The organism is Rhodonellum psychrophilum GCM71 = DSM 17998 (assembly GCF_000381545.1).
GTDB classification, from domain to species: Bacteria; Bacteroidota; Bacteroidia; order Cytophagales; family Cyclobacteriaceae; genus Rhodonellum; species Rhodonellum psychrophilum.
On sequence record NZ_KB906680.1, the window covers coordinates 170,810 to 187,929 of the forward strand.

The window sequence follows — 17,120 nt, forward strand, 5'->3', positions numbered from 1 at the left end:
CAAAATAGGGTCTATCCCTTTCTCACGAAATGCTTGTTTTAATTTTAGAAAAAAAAATAATTGGTTTTAATAAAAATTAATATCAAAGCCATGTTGCAATTCAAAACTATTCCGTTATTTTTGTATTAATAATTTTGCATTTCAAAACATGTATTTTGCATCTTGATGGTTCGGATAGTATTAATCGACGATGATCCCATAAGTACCTTTATTACTGAAAAGCTTATTTTCAACAACATAAAGGTGCCCTGTACAATTTTTAAATTCCAAAGTGCCATAGAAGCACTCAAGGATATTTCCAGTATTAGTCCAAACTACCTTTTTTTGGATTTAAACATGCCGGAAATGACAGGTTGGGATTTTTTGGAAGAATTTGAGCCCAAAACCTATAAGCCGGAAGTTTATATCCTGAGCAGTTCCGTCGATGAAAGAGACATCAATAAAGCTTCAAATTACTCCTTGGTCAAAAAATATTTATCAAAACCACTGATCAAAAAATATATCAAAACCATTTTTAAATAAATCTTCTTAATCATAAATTTTAAAAGGTTCCGTCATTGATAGAGCCTTTTTTTTATGCATTTCTAAAACCTGAATGCCATTTTATGGTTATATTGATAGAACAACAATTGAAGTGAAATGGCAAAAAACAATCTTGATCTCATCAAAGCATTCAGAAAAACGATCGTAAAACTGAAAAATGGGGCACCCTATCAATGGGGCCACATGGGGGCTTGCAACTGCGGAAACCTTGCACAGGAAATCACTCAATTGAGCAAAGCTGAAATCCATCGCTTTGCCATGCAAAGGATGGGTGATTGGAACGAACAGTTGATCGATTATTGCCCCACCAGTGGATATCCGATGGATTTGATGATCGATAAAATGTTGGAAGCTGGATTGACCCTCGATGAATTGAAGCATTTGGAAAGGCTTTCCGACCCAAAAATCCTCAAAGAAATTCCCTTTGAAGAAAGGAATAACCTTCTTAAAAACAGGAAAGAAGATGTAATTCTATATCTCGAAACTTGGACAGGAATTCTTGAAAAGGAATGGCTGGATAGTCAACAAATCCAATTGGAGATCAAGAACCATTTCCTGCCTGATCAAAATCCAAATGGCAAAAAGAAAGCGCTGATCTTGGTGTAAAAAAATATTTTGAAGTGTTTAGTGAAAATCAATGCAATTAATATATTTGCATCATTAACCAACGTTCACACCATGGAGGATTTTGAAGAGGAATTAGATGATTTCGTAGAAGAAGAGGAAGATGAGTTTGCTGAGCAATTTAAAGACGAGGCATATGACTTGGACGATGACAGTGAGCTTCTCGACGACCATTTTGTAGATTTTGACGACGACGACGACGACGACCTTGAAGACTTCGAAGATGAGGATTTCGAAGACCTTGACGACGAAATTGACTGAGTCAGAAAAACAAAGGCAGATGGAATGGCATTTCCTTCTGCCTTTTTTTGGATCTTTCTTTGAGCAACAAACCTTCTGTATTATCTTTCGAAAAAATTAAGCAATTCATTTAATCCCATATATCATGCTATTACAGATTTTTAATTCCCCAATCGCACCAGGTGCACAATTGTTCCTTTTAATCGTTTGTATCTTGATCGGTGTGGGCGCTGGACTTTCGGCAATGGATGCCCGAAAAAGCCTTTTCAAAAAAGAGGATGACAAGAAAAATCACTAAGTTCATTCGTTAATTTAGAAAAAAAAAGAGAGGACTTTAAAAGTCCTCTCTTTTTTTTTCTAATGGACATTTCCCATCAATTTTCTAATGGGCTTGCTGAGCAGGAGCAAAACCACACCAGCTCCTATTGCCGTGTAAATGATCATCATGTATTGGTCTGGCATCTGTGCCAAAGCTTCCTCAGTCCCCCCGCTTGCCTCACCGGCGATGATTCCAGCAATCAAATTTCCAAGTGAAACCGAAAGGAACCAAATCCCCATCATTTGCCCTCCATATTTTGCAGGGGCAAGTTTGGTGACCAAACTCAATCCAACTGGACTAAGACTCAGCTCACCGAAGGTGTGAAGCATATAAGTAAAGATCAACCAGGTGGGAGCAGCCAAATCCCCTGACGCCGCAATTTTAGCGGCAAAATACATCACAAAGAAACCAATGCCCAAAAGCAACAAGCCCATTGCAAATTTCAAAGGGGAACTTGGTTCTAAATTTCTTCTTCCAAGCCATACCCACATCGCACCAAATACAGGTGCAAAAATTATGATGAACATGGAATTGACAGATTGAAAATATCCCGCTGGGATTTCCCATCCCAATAAGGATCTATCCGTAAATCGTTCTGCAAATAGATTGAGGGTGGATCCCGCTTGCTCAAAACCTGACCAAAACAAAGCTGAAAATAGGAAGAGGATGGCGATCACCATCACTTTTTTCCTTTCATCAGCATTCAATCCCCCGAAAAGAATCACATATCCCAAGTAAACGAATGCCACGATGGCTATAATTGTCCCAGAAGCATTTGCCAAATCACTGACATTGATCGGAATGATACCCATAAAGAGCAGGGACAAAACAAATAATACTACTGCACCGATGATCAACAGGATTTTTATCAACTTTTTTCTATCCCCAATTTCCTCGTCGGTTTTGAAGGCAATATCCTCACCATAACCCTCCAGGAATTTACTTGTAAATCTGTATTGGATCAGGCCGATGACCATTCCCAATCCAGCCAAGCCAAAACCCAAATGCCAATCGTAGATCGCCAAGGTGCTGCAAGCAATCGGGGCTATCAAAGCGCCAATATTGATCCCCATATAAAAGATGGAGAACCCTGCGTCTCTTTTTGAACTTCCCGCAGGATACAACTGCCCAACTACAGAACTGATATTGGGTTTCAGCAATCCTGTTCCCAAAACAATAAGGATCAATCCCATGAAAAAGGTGTTGGTATCAAAAGAAGAAAGACTTTCCTTTACTTCCGAACCATCCCCGATCAAATTGACCAATCCAGGAAGTGCCATGGTAAAATGGCCCAAGGCAATGATAATTCCACCGTACCACACAGATTTCTTCAGTCCAAAAAGCCGATCGGCAAACCAGCCTCCCGGTAATGCCAACAAATAAACCCCCATAGTGTAAAGACCATAGATAGCCCCGGAGGTTTTGTCGTCAAATCCCAAACCTCCATCCACAATGGCTGTGGTCATGAACAAGATCAAAAGGGCACGCATCCCATAATAACTGAACCTCTCCCACATTTCTGTGAAAAAGAGCGTCATCAACCCCTTGGGATGACCAAATATCGTAGGACCTAGGAAGAGATCCTCTCCTACGGATTTCATGGCATTATCTGGGATATTTTCCAAAGTATAATTAAAGTTAATGGGTGGTAGATACGAATGAATTACAATGATAAGAGATTTTTTCATTTCTTGCTACAATTGGTATCGAATTGGCCCAAAGGGAAACCAAACTGATTAAAAATCGAACAGTCTTTGTTTTCCAGCCAAAAACTACAAGTCCAATAGCTATATTTAATTAGCATTAAATCTTTACGTAATCGATTGAATTTGTAAAAAAAGCATTTTTTTGGATAAATGATCTGTCAAGATTTTATATCTTTGAGCAGAAATATAAACCCATTTAAAACTTAATGAATATGGCATATCCGGAGATTAAATCAAGCCAAAAAAGCTTGGCAGAACTAGGTCTTGATAATTCCGACAAAATTTTTAGAAATCTCAGCCCTGCTGAGCTTATAGAACACGCTCTTCTTCGCCAAGAAGGCGTTCTGACCGACACCGGTGCTTTGATGGTCAGCACAGGTGAATTCAGTGGAAGATCTCCAAAAGACAGATTTATTGTCATGGATGCACAAACCAAGGATTCCGTATGGTGGGGTGATATCAATATTCCCCTTGAAGAAGAGAAATTTGATCAACTCTACAAACAGATGGTTGATTTTCTGAAAGACAAAGACCTATTCGTAAGAGAAGCCTATGCTGGAGCGGCACCTGATTACAGGCTGAACCTTACCATTATCAACACCCTGGCATGGCAAAACCTTTTCTGCTACAACATGTTTCTGAGGCCTTCTTCCGAAGAATTGGAGGGATTCCAGACTGACTTTACGATTATTTGCATCCCTGAATTTGAGGCAGATCCTAGTGCGAACGGGACAAGACAAAAGAATTTTGCGATCATCAACCTGTCCAAAAAAATAATCTTGATCGGGGGTACAGCTTACGCAGGTGAAATCAAAAAAGGTATTTTTTCCGTATTGAATTATTTGCTGCCACACGAGCGCAATGTACTATCCATGCATTGCTCATCCAATCTTGGTGACAAAGGCGATACTGCCGTATTCTTTGGCCTATCCGGAACGGGTAAGACCACACTTTCTGCAGATCCAAACCGAAGCTTGATCGGCGATGACGAACATGGCTGGAATGATGACACGGTTTTCAATTTTGAAGGTGGGTGCTACGCAAAAGTCGTCAACCTTGAGGAAGAAAATGAACCTGACATTTGGAATGCCATCAAGTTTGGGGCCATTGTGGAAAACACCAAATTTCACCCAGGTACCAGAACTGTCAATTACAGAAACATTGATCTCACTGAAAACACAAGAACGGCCTATCCGATTCATTTTATAAAAAATGCAATGGAACCATCCGTAGGAGGAATACCCAAAAATATATTTTTCCTGACAGCGGATGCTTTTGGAGTGATTCCTCCAATTTCAAAACTGAACAAAAGCCAAGCGATGTATCATTTTATTTCAGGTTATACGGCTAAGGTGGCAGGAACAGAAATGGGAATCACGGAACCCAAAACCACGTTTTCAGCTTGTTTCGGGGCAGCATTCCTCCCCTTGCATCCTACAAAATATGCAACCCTGTTTGGAGAAAAAATGGAGCAGCACGACGTAAATGTTTGGTTGATCAATACAGGTTGGACAGGTGGTCCCTATGGAATCGGTTCTAGAATGAAATTGAAATATACACGGGCGATGATCACAGCTGCCCTCGAAGGACATTTGGATCATGTAGGCTTCAGGAAACACAGTGTATTCGGAGTGGCAATTCCCGAATCTTGCCCCAATGTCCCAAAAGAGGTTTTGAGCCCACGTGCCACATGGGAAGACAAGGACGCCTATGACAAAAAAGCCAGGGAACTGGGACAGTCCTTCATCGCCAACTTTAAAAAATTCGAAGACTATGCCAGCAATGAAATTCTGGCAGGTGCCCCAAGTTGGGAATAAAAACCATAAATAAACCCAAATAATTAAGGGGAGCATTGCTCCCCTTTTTTGCGTATTTTTTTCTCAAACGAAACTTCAAATTTTCAAAATTTTAAATTATCTATTCAAACAGCAGTTTTTGCGTGTATATTTGTAACAATTAAATTCAAGAAAAAAATTGAGGATTTTGCGATTCATTTGCATCAAATCACAATCGGATCAGTTTACAATTTTACTAATACCATTATGACTACAGGAGAAATTCACACCGAAAAAGGTGTTATGAAAGTTGAGTTTTATGATGAAGATGCACCAAAAGCTGTTGCGAATTTTATCAAACTTTCCAAAGAAGGATTTTATGATGGATTGAAATTTCATAGGGTAATCCCTGATTTCATGATTCAGGGTGGCTGTCCACAAGGCACTGGCACCGGAGGCCCAGGTTACAAAATTGATTGTGAACTTACCGGAGAACTTCAATACCACGATCGTGGTGTTCTTTCCATGGCGCACGCAGGAAGAAATACAGGTGGATCCCAATTCTTCATTTGCCACAGCAGAAACAACACCAGTCATCTTGACAGAAACCACACATGTTTCGGAAAAGTAGTTGAAGGGTTGGAAACAATTGATCTGATCAAACAAGGCGATAAAATCGAAAAAATCGTAATCCTTGACTAAAAAATAAAAGGCTTAAAATTTATTTAAGCCTTTTATTTTTTTTTAAACCAAGTTGGTTCATCCCGCTTAATGCATTACGAACTCAATTCAATAGTATAATTAATTGATGTTCAATTAGTTAATTATTTTTTTTAACTTCACCCTATTGGTGTCAGGAATTAGTCTCACAATAGGCTGATTTTCTTGCCGTTTCGATCTCATTAGGAAACTGAATGCATATTTCGGTTTCAACCCATTTTATGCATCACCGACTCAAATCCAGTATATAAACAGCTCAGAATCAGTCATTTTTCTACTATTTTTGACTTCATTCTATCGGTATTGTACTTAATTCTTCAAATAATCTGATTTTTTTGCAGTTTCACCCCCGTAAGGAAAGCCAATGCAGATTTCGGGTTTAACCAAATAGCGCACCTGCAATCGTAGCAGTCATCATACAAGCCAAAGTAGCAGCCAAAAGTGCCCTCATTCCCAATTTCGAAAGATTACCTTGCTGGTTTGGGGCGATACTTCCAATTCCTCCAACCTGAATAGCGATAGAGCTGAAATTAGAAAAACCACAAAGTGCATAGGTTGCAATTACGATGGATTTGGGTGCAAGCGTTCCTGCCTCCTTCATTTCAGCCAAACCCAGATAGGCCACAAACTCATTGATGACCGTCTTTTGCCCCAGCAAAGATCCCACCTGAAGGGTATCTGTCCATTGAACACCGATTACCCAAGCAAAAACCCTAAAAACCTGACCCAGAATATACTCCAATGAAAAACCAGTAAACTGCCCATCCGTACTGGAAATCACCATTGCATTGAGCCCAGTATAATGTCCTATCAAGCCTGAAAGTATGTAGTTCAGGGCCGCAATTACGGCGATGAAAGCCAGAAGCATTCCTCCAACATTCAAGGCAAGTTTGAGTCCATCACTGGCCCCTATCGACATGGCGTCGATCAGATTGACACCTAAATTTTCTTCATTTACTTCCAACTTGTCATTTACTTTTTCCTTTTGCGTTTCCGGGATCATGATTTTTGACATTACGATCGCGGCTGGAGCATTCATGATACTGGCTCCAAGCAAATAAGCTGCAAATTTACTTTGCTCTTCAAGGCTGTCCCCTCCAAGGAAAGCTACATAGCCTGCTAAAACTCCGCCTGCGATTGTGGCCATTCCTCCCGTCATCAAGCACATCAATTCGGATCTTGACATGGTGGGAATAAAGGGTCTCACAAGCAAGGGCGCTTCTGTTTGACCCAGGAATATGTTGCCTGCAGCCGACAGACTTTCGGCCCCCGAAAGTCTCATGGTCCTGGCCATTACCCAAGCAATGGCGAAAACTATTTTTTGAAGCACTCCCAAATAATACAGCCCGGCAGAAACCGTGGAAAAGAAAATGATCGTGGGCAAAACCTGGAAAGCAAATATAAATCCGAAAGAACTCGTCGCTAAATCCCCAAACAGGAAAGTGGCACCGTCGGAAGAAAAACTCAGGAATTTGACAAAACCCCTGCTCACCAAAGCAAAGATACTGGCAACAAAAGGGACTTTTGTAATGAGGAAACCGAAAATGGCCTGAAGAACCACTCCTATACCTACCAGCCTCCAATCCACAGACTTTCTATGGGATGAAAAAGCAAAAGCCACAAGTAATAATACAAAGATCCCAAGTAAACCTCTAATATATTCCATGAAAGTATGCTAAGCGTATAAATGTTGGGATTTTGATAAATTCTAATGTGTGGGAAACACCAGCTGTTGGGCACATAAAGCTAAATTGAAAAGCCTGGTAGAGGCCAGGCTTTTCAATTCAATTCCTTTTGTTGATCTCGTCACGGATCCGAGCGGCTCTTTCGTAGTCTTCGTTTCCGATGGCCTCATCCAAAAGTTGGTTAAGCTTATCAAGACTGAAATCTTTCAGCGAGTCCGCGAGTTTACCCGAGGTTACGCTACCTTGACGAGAAGCTTTGCTTGGCTTTTTCGACTCCTTTTTTTCCTCCTCCTCGTTGAATTCAATCGCAGCTTCTGACATCACGCTTTCGGCGCAGAATATCGGCGCATCAAATCTCACCGCTATCGCAATTGCATCAGATGGGCGAGCATCCACTTCAATGGATTTTGAACTGTTCCTACACACGATTTTGGCAAAGAACACCCCCTCTTTCATTTCTGAAATCAGGATTTGCTCAATGGAAAAATTAAAATTGGAGGAAAAGGCCTTGAACAGATCATGGGTCATCGGCCTGTTGGGGACAATTTTTTCTATCTCAATAGCGATTGCTTGGGCCTCAAACATACCAATGACAATCGGCAATCTTCTTATACCGCCAACTTCCCCCATGACCAAGGTAAACGACCCAGATTGGGAGTGATTTGATGATAAGCCAAGAATTTCTAATTCGACAGTTTTATCCACGGATGTTATTTTATAGCTTTTATTGCTGAAGTTAATTTTGGCAACACCTCAAATGCATCTCCTACGATTCCGTAGTCAGCAGCTTTGAAAAATGGCGCCTCAGGGTCTTTGTTGATCACCACGATGCACTTTGATGAATTGACACCTGCAAGATGTTGAATAGCACCCGAAATTCCAACTGCTAGGTATAAACTAGGTGCAACTTTTACTCCTGTCTGTCCGACGTGTTCGTGGTGAGGTCTCCAACCGATATCCGATACAGGCTTGGAACATCCCGTTGCAGCACCCAATTCTTTGGCCAAATCTTCTATTAAGTTCCAGTTTTCCGGACCTTTCATTCCCCGGCCACCAGAAACCACAATGTCTGCTTCTGGCAAAAGAATTTCGCCTGTTGCTTTGTCAGTCGAGATAATTTTGGTGCTAAAATTATGGTCATCAAGATTCAACTCCAATGTTTCCACTGCAGCCGTAGCACCGTCTGTTTTTAAAGGAACCGCGTTCTTTTTGACTGCAAGGATTTTATTTTCCGAGGTCATTTCCGTCTGCGCAAAAGCCTTTCCTGTATAAATACTTCTTTTTACTTTAAAACCTGAGGAAGTATCAGGCAATTCCACAACGTTGGAAACCAAACCAGCATTTAACTTAATGGAAAGACGAGCCGCGACGGCATCTCCCAAAGAAGATTTAGCCAAAACGAGTGTCTTCGCCCCTATTTTATTAAACACCTGAGCAACTGCTTCTGCATGTGCTTGGATGATTCCAGAAGTCAGTCTGCTGTCTTTTACATGAAGGACTTTGGAGGCTCCTGCCGTACCCGTTTTGGTCAATTCGTCATCGGCTATGTCACCCAAGGCAACGGCAACGACTTCTCCCCCTCCGATTTTCTCCGAAAATGCTTTTGCAAAGGAAAGTGCCTCTAAACTTGATTTTTTGATTGCACCTTCTGATTGCTCTATATATACTAATATGGACATGATTATCTGATTTTTTGGATTCAAAATTAATTAAAGAACTTTTGCTTCATTTTTCAACAACCTCACCAATTCTTCGACATTGTCTTTATCCACAAGTTTGACACCCGCCTTGGCTGGAGGAAGTTCATAGGAAATCACGCGAGAGTTTCCTTCTTCCACTACAGGTTCCACTACTGAAAAAGGTTTGGTTCTTGCAGACATAATCCCACGCATGTTCGGTATCTTCCATTCAGCGATTGGTTCTTGGCATCCTGCAATTAGCGGCAATTTTGCTTCCACATATTCTTTTCCTCCTTCGATTTCCCTTGACATTTTCACTGTATCACCCTCTACTTCCAGTTTCATCACCGGAGAAATAGAAGGCATTCCCAACAGTTCACCAACCATCCCATGGACCATTCCTCCATTAAAATCGATGGATTCTCTTCCCATCAAGATCAACTCATAGCCATTGCTTTTGGCAATATGGGCGATTTGATTGGCGACAAAAAGTGAGTCTTTCGGGAAAGCGTTGACCCTGATGGCATCATCCGCACCGATGGCCAATGCTTTTCTCAAGGTAGGGTCCGAATCAGATTCCCCAACATTCATAACTGTAAGACTTGCACCCAACTGCTCCTTCAACTCCACCGCTCTTGCCAGAGCATAGTCATCATAAGGTCCAATAATAAACTGAACGCCGTTTTTGTCAAATTGGGTATTGTTCTCAGTAAACTGAATTTTGGATGTAGTATCCGGCACGTGTGTGATACAGACAAGAATTTTCATTACGTATATTTAGGTTATTTATTTATAATTTTGTGTGAATTTAGCAATTAAGGCTTTAATTAAAAAAAAATTCATGAGCAATTTGTCCCGCATAGAAATCCTGAAAGAATATGCAGACCAAGAACCCGAAAATCCCTTTAATTGGTACGCTTTGGCCTTGGAATACCAAAATTTTGACTTGGAAAAAACAAGCTATTGTTTCAATAAACTCCTGAAAGAACATAAAGGTTATCTTCCCACCTATTATCATGCAGCCCTCTTTTTCTCGGAGAGAAACCAAATTGACTTTGCAAAAACCATTTTTGAAACCGGGATTGACTTGGCAAAAGACCAAAATAATGAAAAGGCTTTGAGGGAATTGCAAAATAGCTTCCAGAATTTCATTTTTGAAAATGATCTTTGATTTCCCAAAAAAGGAGTATCTCCAATAGCATTTCCTCTCATAAAGGATGGGATTGATTACCGTTCCATTACTTAGTCAATTTTCACCACTATTTTCCCCAATTGCAAACCCGCTTTCATCTTATCAAAGGCCAAAACAGCATCCTCTAGTGGGAATATTTGATCCACAATCGGAATTATTTTGGATGCATTCACCAATGCAAGCATGTTGGCAAAATCCTGGTCACTTCCCATCGTGGTCCCAATGATTTGGATTTGATTCCAAAAGACCTTTCTCGCATCCAAAACTCCCGGATTTCCTTTGGTCGCGCCATAGAGCACAATTTTCCCTCCCGGACGTGCGGCTTTTATCAATTGTGACAAAGTATTCCCCATCGCACTGTCGATAATCAAATCAAATCCACCCGTCAGCGTAAGGGCTTCTTCTGTCCAATTTTCATCCTTGTAATCGAATCCAGCAGTAACGCCCATCCCAATTGCTTTGTCAATCTTGGCCTGACTGCTGCTGCTCACATACACTTCAGCACCTAGCGCCAGAGCAAATTGAACGGCAAACTGGGCCACTCCTCCTCCAAATCCTGTCACCAGAACTTTTTCCCCTGCAACGACTTTCCCTTGATACACAACAGTCCTGTAAGCGGTCACTCCTCCCAAAGGAACTGCTGCGGCTTCCTCCCAACTCAAATGCTCCGGTTTTGGATGAATACGGTCCGAGGGAACTTGCACGAATTCGGCCAAGGTCCCATGATCCGGCATGCCGATGATTTTAAATTCTTTGGATTGGGCTTTTTGGTTGTCTCCCCAATGAAGTGCGGGGTTGATAATGACCTCCTTCCCCAGTAAGTTGGAATCCACATTCGCGCCGATTGCATCCACCACTCCTGCACCGTCCGAACCCAGTATCACCCCATCTTTCAGACCAGGATAAAGCCCCTGCCTGCACCATTCATCACGATGGTTTAGGGCCGCGGCGACAAGCCTGACCCTCACTTCGTTTTCCCCAATTCCGGGCAATTGGATTTCGGATAACTGAATTTTTTCTGGTAAAGTACTGCTGTAGACGATTGCTTTCATGGGGTTAGATTTTTGTAAATTGAATAAAAATCATTATTACTTGGAATCTTATGTGAAATTTTATTTTTTAAGTTGCTTTTTTATTAAATCTTAATCATCGAAAAACAAAGATATTTCAATCTTACGTATCACCATAATAAATATCATTTATCATATCCTCCTCACATTCTAAAGAAGAGTACCAAAGATTAGCAGTTTCTGATCTCTCTAAAAAACAATCAATTAAGGAACCTGGCCTGTCTATCTTATTAATTATAATATTTGAAATTAATTTATTTTTAAAAATTTCGTTAATGATTAATTTATCTAATCTCGCATTAAGGTTAAAATAATTAATACCTGAAAATATTATTGAAAGTAAAACACTAAAATAAACAGCATATTGCTTATTGATATTATAATCATTTAATCCCCCATTATACAAAGGGTTATACTCCAAAGAATTTATCAAAAAGTATGATACACAAAAAGATACGGAAATAGAAGAAATAATTAATTTATATGTATTGTGTCTCCAATAAAATAATTGGTATAAATTATAACTTCTATAATTATCCTTCTTGTTTAAATAAATAAAAAGCATAAATAAAGGTGCTAATGCTATCATATAAAAAAAATTTGCTTCTGAAATTAATATTGATAAAAATATGATTATCCCTGAAATCCAGAATACTTCAAGAAAATGAAATTTATACAATTCCAACCTCTTGATTTTAACGAAATTCTTTCTATTCACCATCATGTATATACTGTTTTTTTTTTAAATTAATTTACTTCTTAAATCTTAATTTCCTCCTCTGTCAATTCATAAAGCTCATAAACCAATTGATCTATTTGATTTTCAAATTCAGCGGTTTCTATTTGAGGGTTATTCTTTTTGATTATTAAAATCTGATTATCATAGTTTTCGATTTCAAGTTCTTGTTCGATAGATGGTATTTATAGATTAGGTTGATCTTGAAAAGCTCAATATCAATCCACATGTGTTTAACCTTCAGAAAAGCTTTATTGAATGCCTATCTAGGTTTTAAAACATTGATTTCTGCACACATTTAAAAATAGATCTGTTATGGGAGAACGATATTTTTGGTATTTCTTCGGTCTGGCTTTTAAAATAAAGGATTCTGTTTAATTTTTTACGTAAGAAAAGGCAAAAGTTTAAAAATCCAAGCCATAACAAGAGAAACCATTACTATAGTAAAAAATAACTTTGCATTCTCTAACCGCTTTATCTATTCAAATTCAATGATATTTCATTTTTAAAAAACATTTATAAAGAAAAATTAAAATATTAAGTATCAAGTTTAAGAATTGTGGGCGTAGATTCTTTCAAATCCCCAAACCAAATCAAAAAACTAATAGATTTCTCAAGCCCATCATTTAAAATTGGATCGAGAAAGAGAACTAAAATTCAAAACTTAAAATGGCGCAGGTTCATTGCTGCCGAATCCTCCGGAAAATGGATCTTCGTTTCCTCCGCCATTGGCTTTGCTGCCCAGACGGATGGTGTTGCTGGTATCAAAGCTTTGACCGCCCGCTGCACTTGGGAATTTACTACCATAGAGTGCATCTTCGGCTTTATAAGGAACGTTCAATTCCAAATCGGTGAATTTGGTGTACTTGCCGATGAAGCGCAACTTCACGTTTTGAAGGGAACCGTTTCTGTGCTTGGCGATGATTACTTCCCCCACGCCTGCGGTTGAATGTCCATCTTCATCTTCGGTAATGCCGTAATATTCAGGTCTGTAAAGGAACATAACGATATCCGCATCCTGCTCGATGGCTCCTGATTCCCTCAAATCCGATAGCTGTGGACGCTTGTCTCCTCCCCTGGTCTCTACAGCCCTTGAAAGCTGGGAAAGGGCAATGACAGGCACACTCAGTTCTTTTGCGATTTTCTTCAAAGCCCTTGAAATACTGGCAATCTCCTGCTCACGGTTTCCACCTCCGCCGGATTTGCTGTCTCCTGACATCAACTGAAGGTAATCAATCACGATCATCTGTATGTCATGTTGCGCCTTGAGCTTCCTGCATTTCGCCCTTAATTCCAAGATAGTCAAAGCAGGTGTATCATCCACAAAAAGCGGGGCTTTGGAAAGTTTTGCGGTTTTGTGAACCAGCTGCTCCCATTCATAATCCGCCAAATTTCCCTTTTTGATTTTTTCCGAGTCCAATTCTGCCTCCGAGGAGATGAGTCGGTTGACAAGTTGAACTGAAGCCATCTCCAGGGAGAAAATCGCAACGGGCCTGTTGTGGTCCACTGCGGCATTCCGCAATACCGAAAGGACAAAGGCAGTCTTCCCCATAGCAGGTCGGGCGGCGATGATGACCAAATCCGATTTTTGCCAGCCTGAAGTCACCCGGTCCAAAGCCGTAAAACCGCTTGGGACACCGGTAAGCCCATCCTTTTGGCCTTTTTTGGCTTCAAGTTCCTGAATGGCTTCCTTCATGATGGATTTCAAGTCGGAATAATTTTTTCTGATGTTCTTTTCCGAAATTTCAAAAAGTGACTGTTCCATTTTGTCCAAGAGCTCAAATACATCTGTGGTATCTTCAAAAGCTTCTTTTTGGACTTCGCCGGAGATGCGGATCATCTCTCTTTTCATGGCCTGCTCGGTGATGATCCTCGCATGGAATTCAATATTGGCAGCGGAGGAGACCTTTGAAGTCAGCTCGGTGATAAAAAATGCACCACCTGCGATTTCAAGTTTGCCGTTTTTCCTCAACTGGTTTGTCACTGTCAACAAATCAATGGGTTGACTTTCTGAAAACAAATCCAAGATCGCAGAATAGATGGCTTTGTGCGCTTCCTTGTAGAAACTCTCGGGCTGGAGCATATCCACTACAGCCGTCAAAGCTTCTTTTTCAAGCATCAACGCACCCAAAACAGCTTCTTCCAGTTCAATCGCCTGGGGAGGCAATTTTCCAAGACCGATTTGATTGGATGAATCGGGCTTTCGACGACCTGTGAGCCTGTCTTTTCCTGCTGGTTTATTTTCTGACATGGGACAAATGTAAGAGGTTTGGGCCAAAGGTTTTAAACAATTTATGCACGAGTTATCAACAAATTCGCTAACATCTAATCAATCAATCTCCTATCTACCACCCATCGGATTTTTAGGGATATTGTTTTGGAACATTCTTCCTCGTTTCTGTCCCATTGCAGTTTTTATATAAAAATAAAAAAAAACAATTGGGCATGAAATCCAGCGGATACTTTCCAAAAAGGACATGATAAACCTTACCTTTGACCAATTGGAGGAAATTAAATTTTCAAAGGAAAAATCAGCCCCATTTTCCAAGGTCTTGAAAAACATGAAATTGACTTTCCTTCCCTCAAGGTCCTTATCTTTAACGATGGAATTATAATATTATTCAACATTTGAATCACCCTCAAAAAATGTCTAAAAAGTATCATTTTATAGCAATTGGTGGTGCAGTAATGCACAATTTGGCCCTTTCCATGGCCGAAAAAGGATTTACCGTCACCGGATCGGATGATGAAATCTATGAACCTTCCCGAACCCGACTTGAGAAAGCTGGGATATTGCCGGAAGCAAAAGGATGGTTTCCAGAAAAAATCTCACCGGACCTCGACGCCATCATTCTCGGCATGCATGCCAGACAGGACAATCCCGAATTGATCAAAGCGCAGGAATTGGGTGTTCCCGTTTATTCCTTTCCTGAATTTATCTACGAACAGAGCCAAGAGAAAATCAGGGTCGTCATCTCGGGAAGTCATGGCAAAACCAGCATCACTTCCATGGTGCTCCATGTTTTGAATGCACAGGACTTGGATTTTGATTATTTGGTCGGTGCCCAAATCGAAGGTTTTGACCTTATGGTCCGTTTGTCCACAGATGCGCCGATGATCATCATCGAAGGGGATGAGTATCTTACGTCTCCCTTGGACAGAAGACCGAAATTTTTCCATTACCAACATGATATCCTCTTGATGAGTGGTATCGCTTGGGACCATTTCAATGTTTTCCCAACCTTTGAAAACTACTGCGAACAATTCGAAAAACTGGTGGACATGACTCCGCCCGCAGGTACTTTTATCTATTGCCAAGAAGACTCCATCGTCAAGCAATTGGGCGAGAACTGCAAAATCAGCAATGTAAATCTGGTGCCTTACAAAGCACATCCTTATACCATCCGTGACGGTAAAACCTACCTGATAACCCCCGAAAACGAGATTGAAATCCCAATCTTTGGCCAGCACAATCTCCAAAACCTTCAAGGTGCATTGGAAATCTGCGGAAGTCTTGGCTTAAGTGATGCTCAGTTCTATGCATCCATTACTTCATTCAAGGGCGCCGCCAAAAGACAGGAAACAATGGCAAGCTCTGAAACCAGTGTTTTGTACAGGGACTTTGCACATGCCCCATCAAAATTAAAAGCAACTGTGAATGCAGTGAAGAACCAGTTCCCTGACCGGAAATTGGTGGCTGTTCAGGAACTTCACACTTACAGCTCCCTCAACAAGGATTTTATCTCCAATTACGCACACACCTTTGATGCAGCAGATGAGGCGATTGTCTATTTAAACCCAAAAGCCGTATCTTTGAAAAAATTGGAGCTGATGGATGCCCAAACCCTTCGCGAAGGATTCCAAAAGGAAGATTTGCTGGTATTCACAGACATCAATTTGTTGAAGACCCATTTGGAAGCCAAGGAATACGCGCAAACCAATTTGCTGCTGATGAGTTCGGGCAACTATGACGATATGGACTTGAGTATTTTAAAACAGAAAATCAATCAAAAAATATAAGATGAATTTAAATTTAAAAACCCCAATCGCTTTTTTTGATCTTGAAGCGACAGGTATCAATATCTCCACGGACAGGATCGTAGAGATCTCTGTCGTCAAAGTACATCCCGGAGGAAAGGAAGAAATCAAAACGATGAAAATCAACCCTACCATTCCCATTCCAAAGGAAACTTCTTTGATCCATGGCATTTATGACGAGGACGTAAAAGATGCCCCGACATTCAAAGATGTGTCGCGTGAACTTCACCAGTTCTTTGCCGGAGCAGATTTGGCGGGTTTCAATGTGCTGAAATATGATATCCCCCTTTTGGTTGAGGAATTTTTGAGGGCAGGGATTGACTTTGACATCGAAAAAAGAAACCTTCTCGATGCACAGAAAATATTCCACATGATGGAAAAAAGGAACTTGGCCGCAGCTTATAAATTCTATTGCGGAGAAGACTTAAAGAATGCGCACAGTGCGGAAGCAGATACTTTGGCCACTTATGAGGTATTCAAGGCGCAGATAGACCGTTATCAGGGAGTTGCTGCTGAAGATCTTTTAGGCAACCCACTGGGTACTTTGGAAAATGACATGAAAAAGATCCACACCCTTTTGAATGAGAAGATGGTGGATTTGGCCGGTAGGTTTATTTTCAATTCCGAAGGCGAAGAGTGTTTTAACTTCGGAAAGCACAAAGGGAAAACCATTGTGCAAGTCTTGAAGGAAGAACCTTCTTATTACGATTGGATGATGAAAGGTGATTTTCCTTTGGATACCAAAAGGAAGTTTACCCAGGTAAAATTGAAAAGTTTCAACCAAAAATAAAAA

At 40.5% G+C, this 17,120-nt stretch carries 17 protein-coding genes; 9 read left to right on the top strand and 8 right to left on the bottom strand.

Going from position 1 to position 17,120, the window contains the following annotated elements; all coding sequences use genetic code 11:
• The first annotated feature begins 165 nt into the window (after nt 1–165).
• The 4 genes from F824_RS0113650 to F824_RS27735 all read left to right on the top strand — a co-directional run bounded on the left by F824_RS0113650 (nt 166) and on the right by F824_RS27735 (nt 1,705).
• Nucleotides 166–522 carry a response regulator gene (locus F824_RS0113650; RefSeq protein ID WP_019598468.1) on the top strand — a complete coding sequence of 119 codons (357 nt, stop codon included), beginning with the start codon at nt 166–168 and terminating at the stop codon, nt 520–522.
• Between the two features lie 117 nt (nt 523–639).
• Nucleotides 640–1,149, top strand: a complete 510-nt coding sequence (locus F824_RS0113655) for a hypothetical protein (RefSeq protein WP_019598469.1) — start codon at nt 640–642, stop codon at nt 1,147–1,149.
• Nucleotides 1,150–1,158: 9 nt separating this feature from the next.
• Nucleotides 1,159–1,428 carry a hypothetical protein gene (locus F824_RS0113660; RefSeq protein WP_236613222.1) on the top strand — a complete coding sequence of 90 codons (270 nt, stop codon included), beginning with the start codon at nt 1,159–1,161 and terminating at the stop codon, nt 1,426–1,428.
• Between the two features lie 124 nt (nt 1,429–1,552).
• The gene (locus F824_RS27735; protein ID WP_019598472.1) at nt 1,553–1,705 is read left to right on the top strand and encodes a hypothetical protein; all 153 of its coding nucleotides are present in this window, start codon (nt 1,553–1,555) and stop codon (nt 1,703–1,705) included.
• A 59-nt stretch (nt 1,706–1,764) separates the two neighbouring features.
• Here F824_RS27735 and F824_RS0113675 read toward each other — a convergent pair whose 3' ends face one another.
• The gene (locus tag F824_RS0113675; RefSeq protein ID WP_026333707.1) at nt 1,765–3,327 is read right to left on the bottom strand and encodes a peptide MFS transporter; all 1,563 of its coding nucleotides are present in this window, start codon (nt 3,325–3,327) and stop codon (nt 1,765–1,767) included.
• 311 nt (nt 3,328–3,638) lie between these two features.
• Here F824_RS0113675 and pckA point away from each other — a divergent pair, with 311 nt between their 5' ends.
• Together pckA and F824_RS0113685 are read left to right on the top strand one after the other, a co-directional pair.
• On the top strand, nt 3,639–5,249 hold the full coding sequence (gene pckA / locus F824_RS0113680; RefSeq protein WP_019598474.1) for a phosphoenolpyruvate carboxykinase (ATP): 1,611 nt from the start codon (nt 3,639–3,641) through the stop codon (nt 5,247–5,249).
• Nucleotides 5,250–5,474: 225 nt separating this feature from the next.
• Complete coding sequence (locus F824_RS0113685; RefSeq protein ID WP_019598475.1) at nt 5,475–5,909, top strand: peptidylprolyl isomerase; 435 nt, start codon at nt 5,475–5,477, stop codon at nt 5,907–5,909.
• Between the two features lie 397 nt (nt 5,910–6,306).
• On the opposite strand, the gene F824_RS0113690 is transcribed toward F824_RS0113685, so the two are convergent.
• The 4 genes from F824_RS0113690 to F824_RS0113705 all read right to left on the bottom strand — a co-directional run bounded on the left by F824_RS0113690 (nt 6,307) and on the right by F824_RS0113705 (nt 10,059).
• On the bottom strand, nt 6,307–7,593 hold the full coding sequence (locus tag F824_RS0113690) for a NupC/NupG family nucleoside CNT transporter (RefSeq protein ID WP_019598476.1): 1,287 nt from the start codon (nt 7,591–7,593) through the stop codon (nt 6,307–6,309).
• Between the two features lie 118 nt (nt 7,594–7,711).
• Complete coding sequence (locus F824_RS0113695) at nt 7,712–8,317, bottom strand: bifunctional nuclease family protein (protein WP_026333709.1); 606 nt, start codon at nt 8,315–8,317, stop codon at nt 7,712–7,714.
• Nucleotides 8,318–8,322: 5 nt separating this feature from the next.
• Complete coding sequence (locus tag F824_RS0113700; RefSeq protein WP_019598478.1) at nt 8,323–9,291, bottom strand: electron transfer flavoprotein subunit alpha/FixB family protein; 969 nt, start codon at nt 9,289–9,291, stop codon at nt 8,323–8,325.
• A gap of 30 nt (nt 9,292–9,321) precedes the next feature.
• Nucleotides 9,322–10,059: an electron transfer flavoprotein subunit beta/FixA family protein gene (locus tag F824_RS0113705; RefSeq protein ID WP_019598479.1), complete on the bottom strand. Its 738-nt coding sequence runs from the start codon at nt 10,057–10,059 to the stop codon at nt 9,322–9,324.
• A 73-nt stretch (nt 10,060–10,132) separates the two neighbouring features.
• On the opposite strand from F824_RS0113705, the gene F824_RS0113710 reads away from it, so the two are divergent.
• Nucleotides 10,133–10,462 (top strand): hypothetical protein, encoded by a 330-nt coding sequence (locus tag F824_RS0113710; RefSeq protein WP_019598480.1) that lies wholly within the window; start codon nt 10,133–10,135, stop codon nt 10,460–10,462.
• A 71-nt stretch (nt 10,463–10,533) separates the two neighbouring features.
• On the opposite strand, the gene F824_RS0113715 is transcribed toward F824_RS0113710, so the two are convergent.
• From F824_RS0113715 to dnaB, 3 genes are all read right to left on the bottom strand, one after another.
• Complete coding sequence (locus F824_RS0113715) at nt 10,534–11,535, bottom strand: quinone oxidoreductase family protein (protein ID WP_019598481.1); 1,002 nt, start codon at nt 11,533–11,535, stop codon at nt 10,534–10,536.
• 121 nt (nt 11,536–11,656) lie between these two features.
• The gene (locus F824_RS0113720; protein WP_139189812.1) at nt 11,657–12,142 is read right to left on the bottom strand and encodes a hypothetical protein; all 486 of its coding nucleotides are present in this window, start codon (nt 12,140–12,142) and stop codon (nt 11,657–11,659) included.
• A gap of 811 nt (nt 12,143–12,953) precedes the next feature.
• On the bottom strand, nt 12,954–14,540 hold the full coding sequence (gene dnaB / locus F824_RS0113725) for a replicative DNA helicase (RefSeq protein WP_019598483.1): 1,587 nt from the start codon (nt 14,538–14,540) through the stop codon (nt 12,954–12,956).
• A gap of 395 nt (nt 14,541–14,935) precedes the next feature.
• Here dnaB and F824_RS0113735 point away from each other — a divergent pair, with 395 nt between their 5' ends.
• Both F824_RS0113735 and F824_RS0113740 read left to right on the top strand, forming a co-directional pair.
• Nucleotides 14,936–16,309 carry a UDP-N-acetylmuramate--L-alanine ligase gene (locus F824_RS0113735; protein ID WP_026333710.1) on the top strand — a complete coding sequence of 458 codons (1,374 nt, stop codon included), beginning with the start codon at nt 14,936–14,938 and terminating at the stop codon, nt 16,307–16,309.
• A gap of 1 nt (nt 16,310) precedes the next feature.
• Nucleotides 16,311–17,117 (top strand): 3'-5' exonuclease, encoded by an 807-nt coding sequence (locus F824_RS0113740; protein ID WP_019598486.1) that lies wholly within the window; start codon nt 16,311–16,313, stop codon nt 17,115–17,117.
• The last annotated feature ends 3 nt before the right edge of the window (nt 17,118–17,120 follow it).

What these genes read in the sequence shown, in the direction of transcription:
- F824_RS0113675 (WP_026333707.1), bottom strand. Translation starts at nt 3,327, where the DNA reads ATGAAATCCGTAGGAGAGGATCTCTTCCTAGGTCCTACGATATTTGGT.
- F824_RS0113715 (WP_019598481.1), bottom strand. Translation starts at nt 11,535, where the DNA reads ATGAAAGCAATCGTCTACAGCAGTACTTTACCAGAAAAAATTCAGTTA.
- F824_RS0113720 (WP_139189812.1), bottom strand. Translation starts at nt 12,142, where the DNA reads ATGATAGCATTAGCACCTTTATTTATGCTTTTTATTTATTTAAACAAG.
- F824_RS0113650 (WP_019598468.1), top strand. Translation starts at nt 166, where the DNA reads ATGGTTCGGATAGTATTAATCGACGATGATCCCATAAGTACCTTTATT.
- F824_RS0113655 (WP_019598469.1), top strand. Translation starts at nt 640, where the DNA reads ATGGCAAAAAACAATCTTGATCTCATCAAAGCATTCAGAAAAACGATC.
- dnaB (WP_019598483.1), bottom strand. Translation starts at nt 14,540, where the DNA reads ATGTCAGAAAATAAACCAGCAGGAAAAGACAGGCTCACAGGTCGTCGA.
- F824_RS0113685 (WP_019598475.1), top strand. Translation starts at nt 5,475, where the DNA reads ATGACTACAGGAGAAATTCACACCGAAAAAGGTGTTATGAAAGTTGAG.
- F824_RS0113700 (WP_019598478.1), bottom strand. Translation starts at nt 9,291, where the DNA reads ATGTCCATATTAGTATATATAGAGCAATCAGAAGGTGCAATCAAAAAA.
- pckA (WP_019598474.1), top strand. Translation starts at nt 3,639, where the DNA reads ATGAATATGGCATATCCGGAGATTAAATCAAGCCAAAAAAGCTTGGCA.
- F824_RS0113690 (WP_019598476.1), bottom strand. Translation starts at nt 7,593, where the DNA reads ATGGAATATATTAGAGGTTTACTTGGGATCTTTGTATTATTACTTGTG.
- F824_RS0113735 (WP_026333710.1), top strand. Translation starts at nt 14,936, where the DNA reads ATGTCTAAAAAGTATCATTTTATAGCAATTGGTGGTGCAGTAATGCAC.
- F824_RS0113705 (WP_019598479.1), bottom strand. Translation starts at nt 10,059, where the DNA reads ATGAAAATTCTTGTCTGTATCACACACGTGCCGGATACTACATCCAAA.
- F824_RS0113740 (WP_019598486.1), top strand. Translation starts at nt 16,311, where the DNA reads ATGAATTTAAATTTAAAAACCCCAATCGCTTTTTTTGATCTTGAAGCG.
- F824_RS0113710 (WP_019598480.1), top strand. Translation starts at nt 10,133, where the DNA reads ATGAGCAATTTGTCCCGCATAGAAATCCTGAAAGAATATGCAGACCAA.
- F824_RS27735 (WP_019598472.1), top strand. Translation starts at nt 1,553, where the DNA reads ATGCTATTACAGATTTTTAATTCCCCAATCGCACCAGGTGCACAATTG.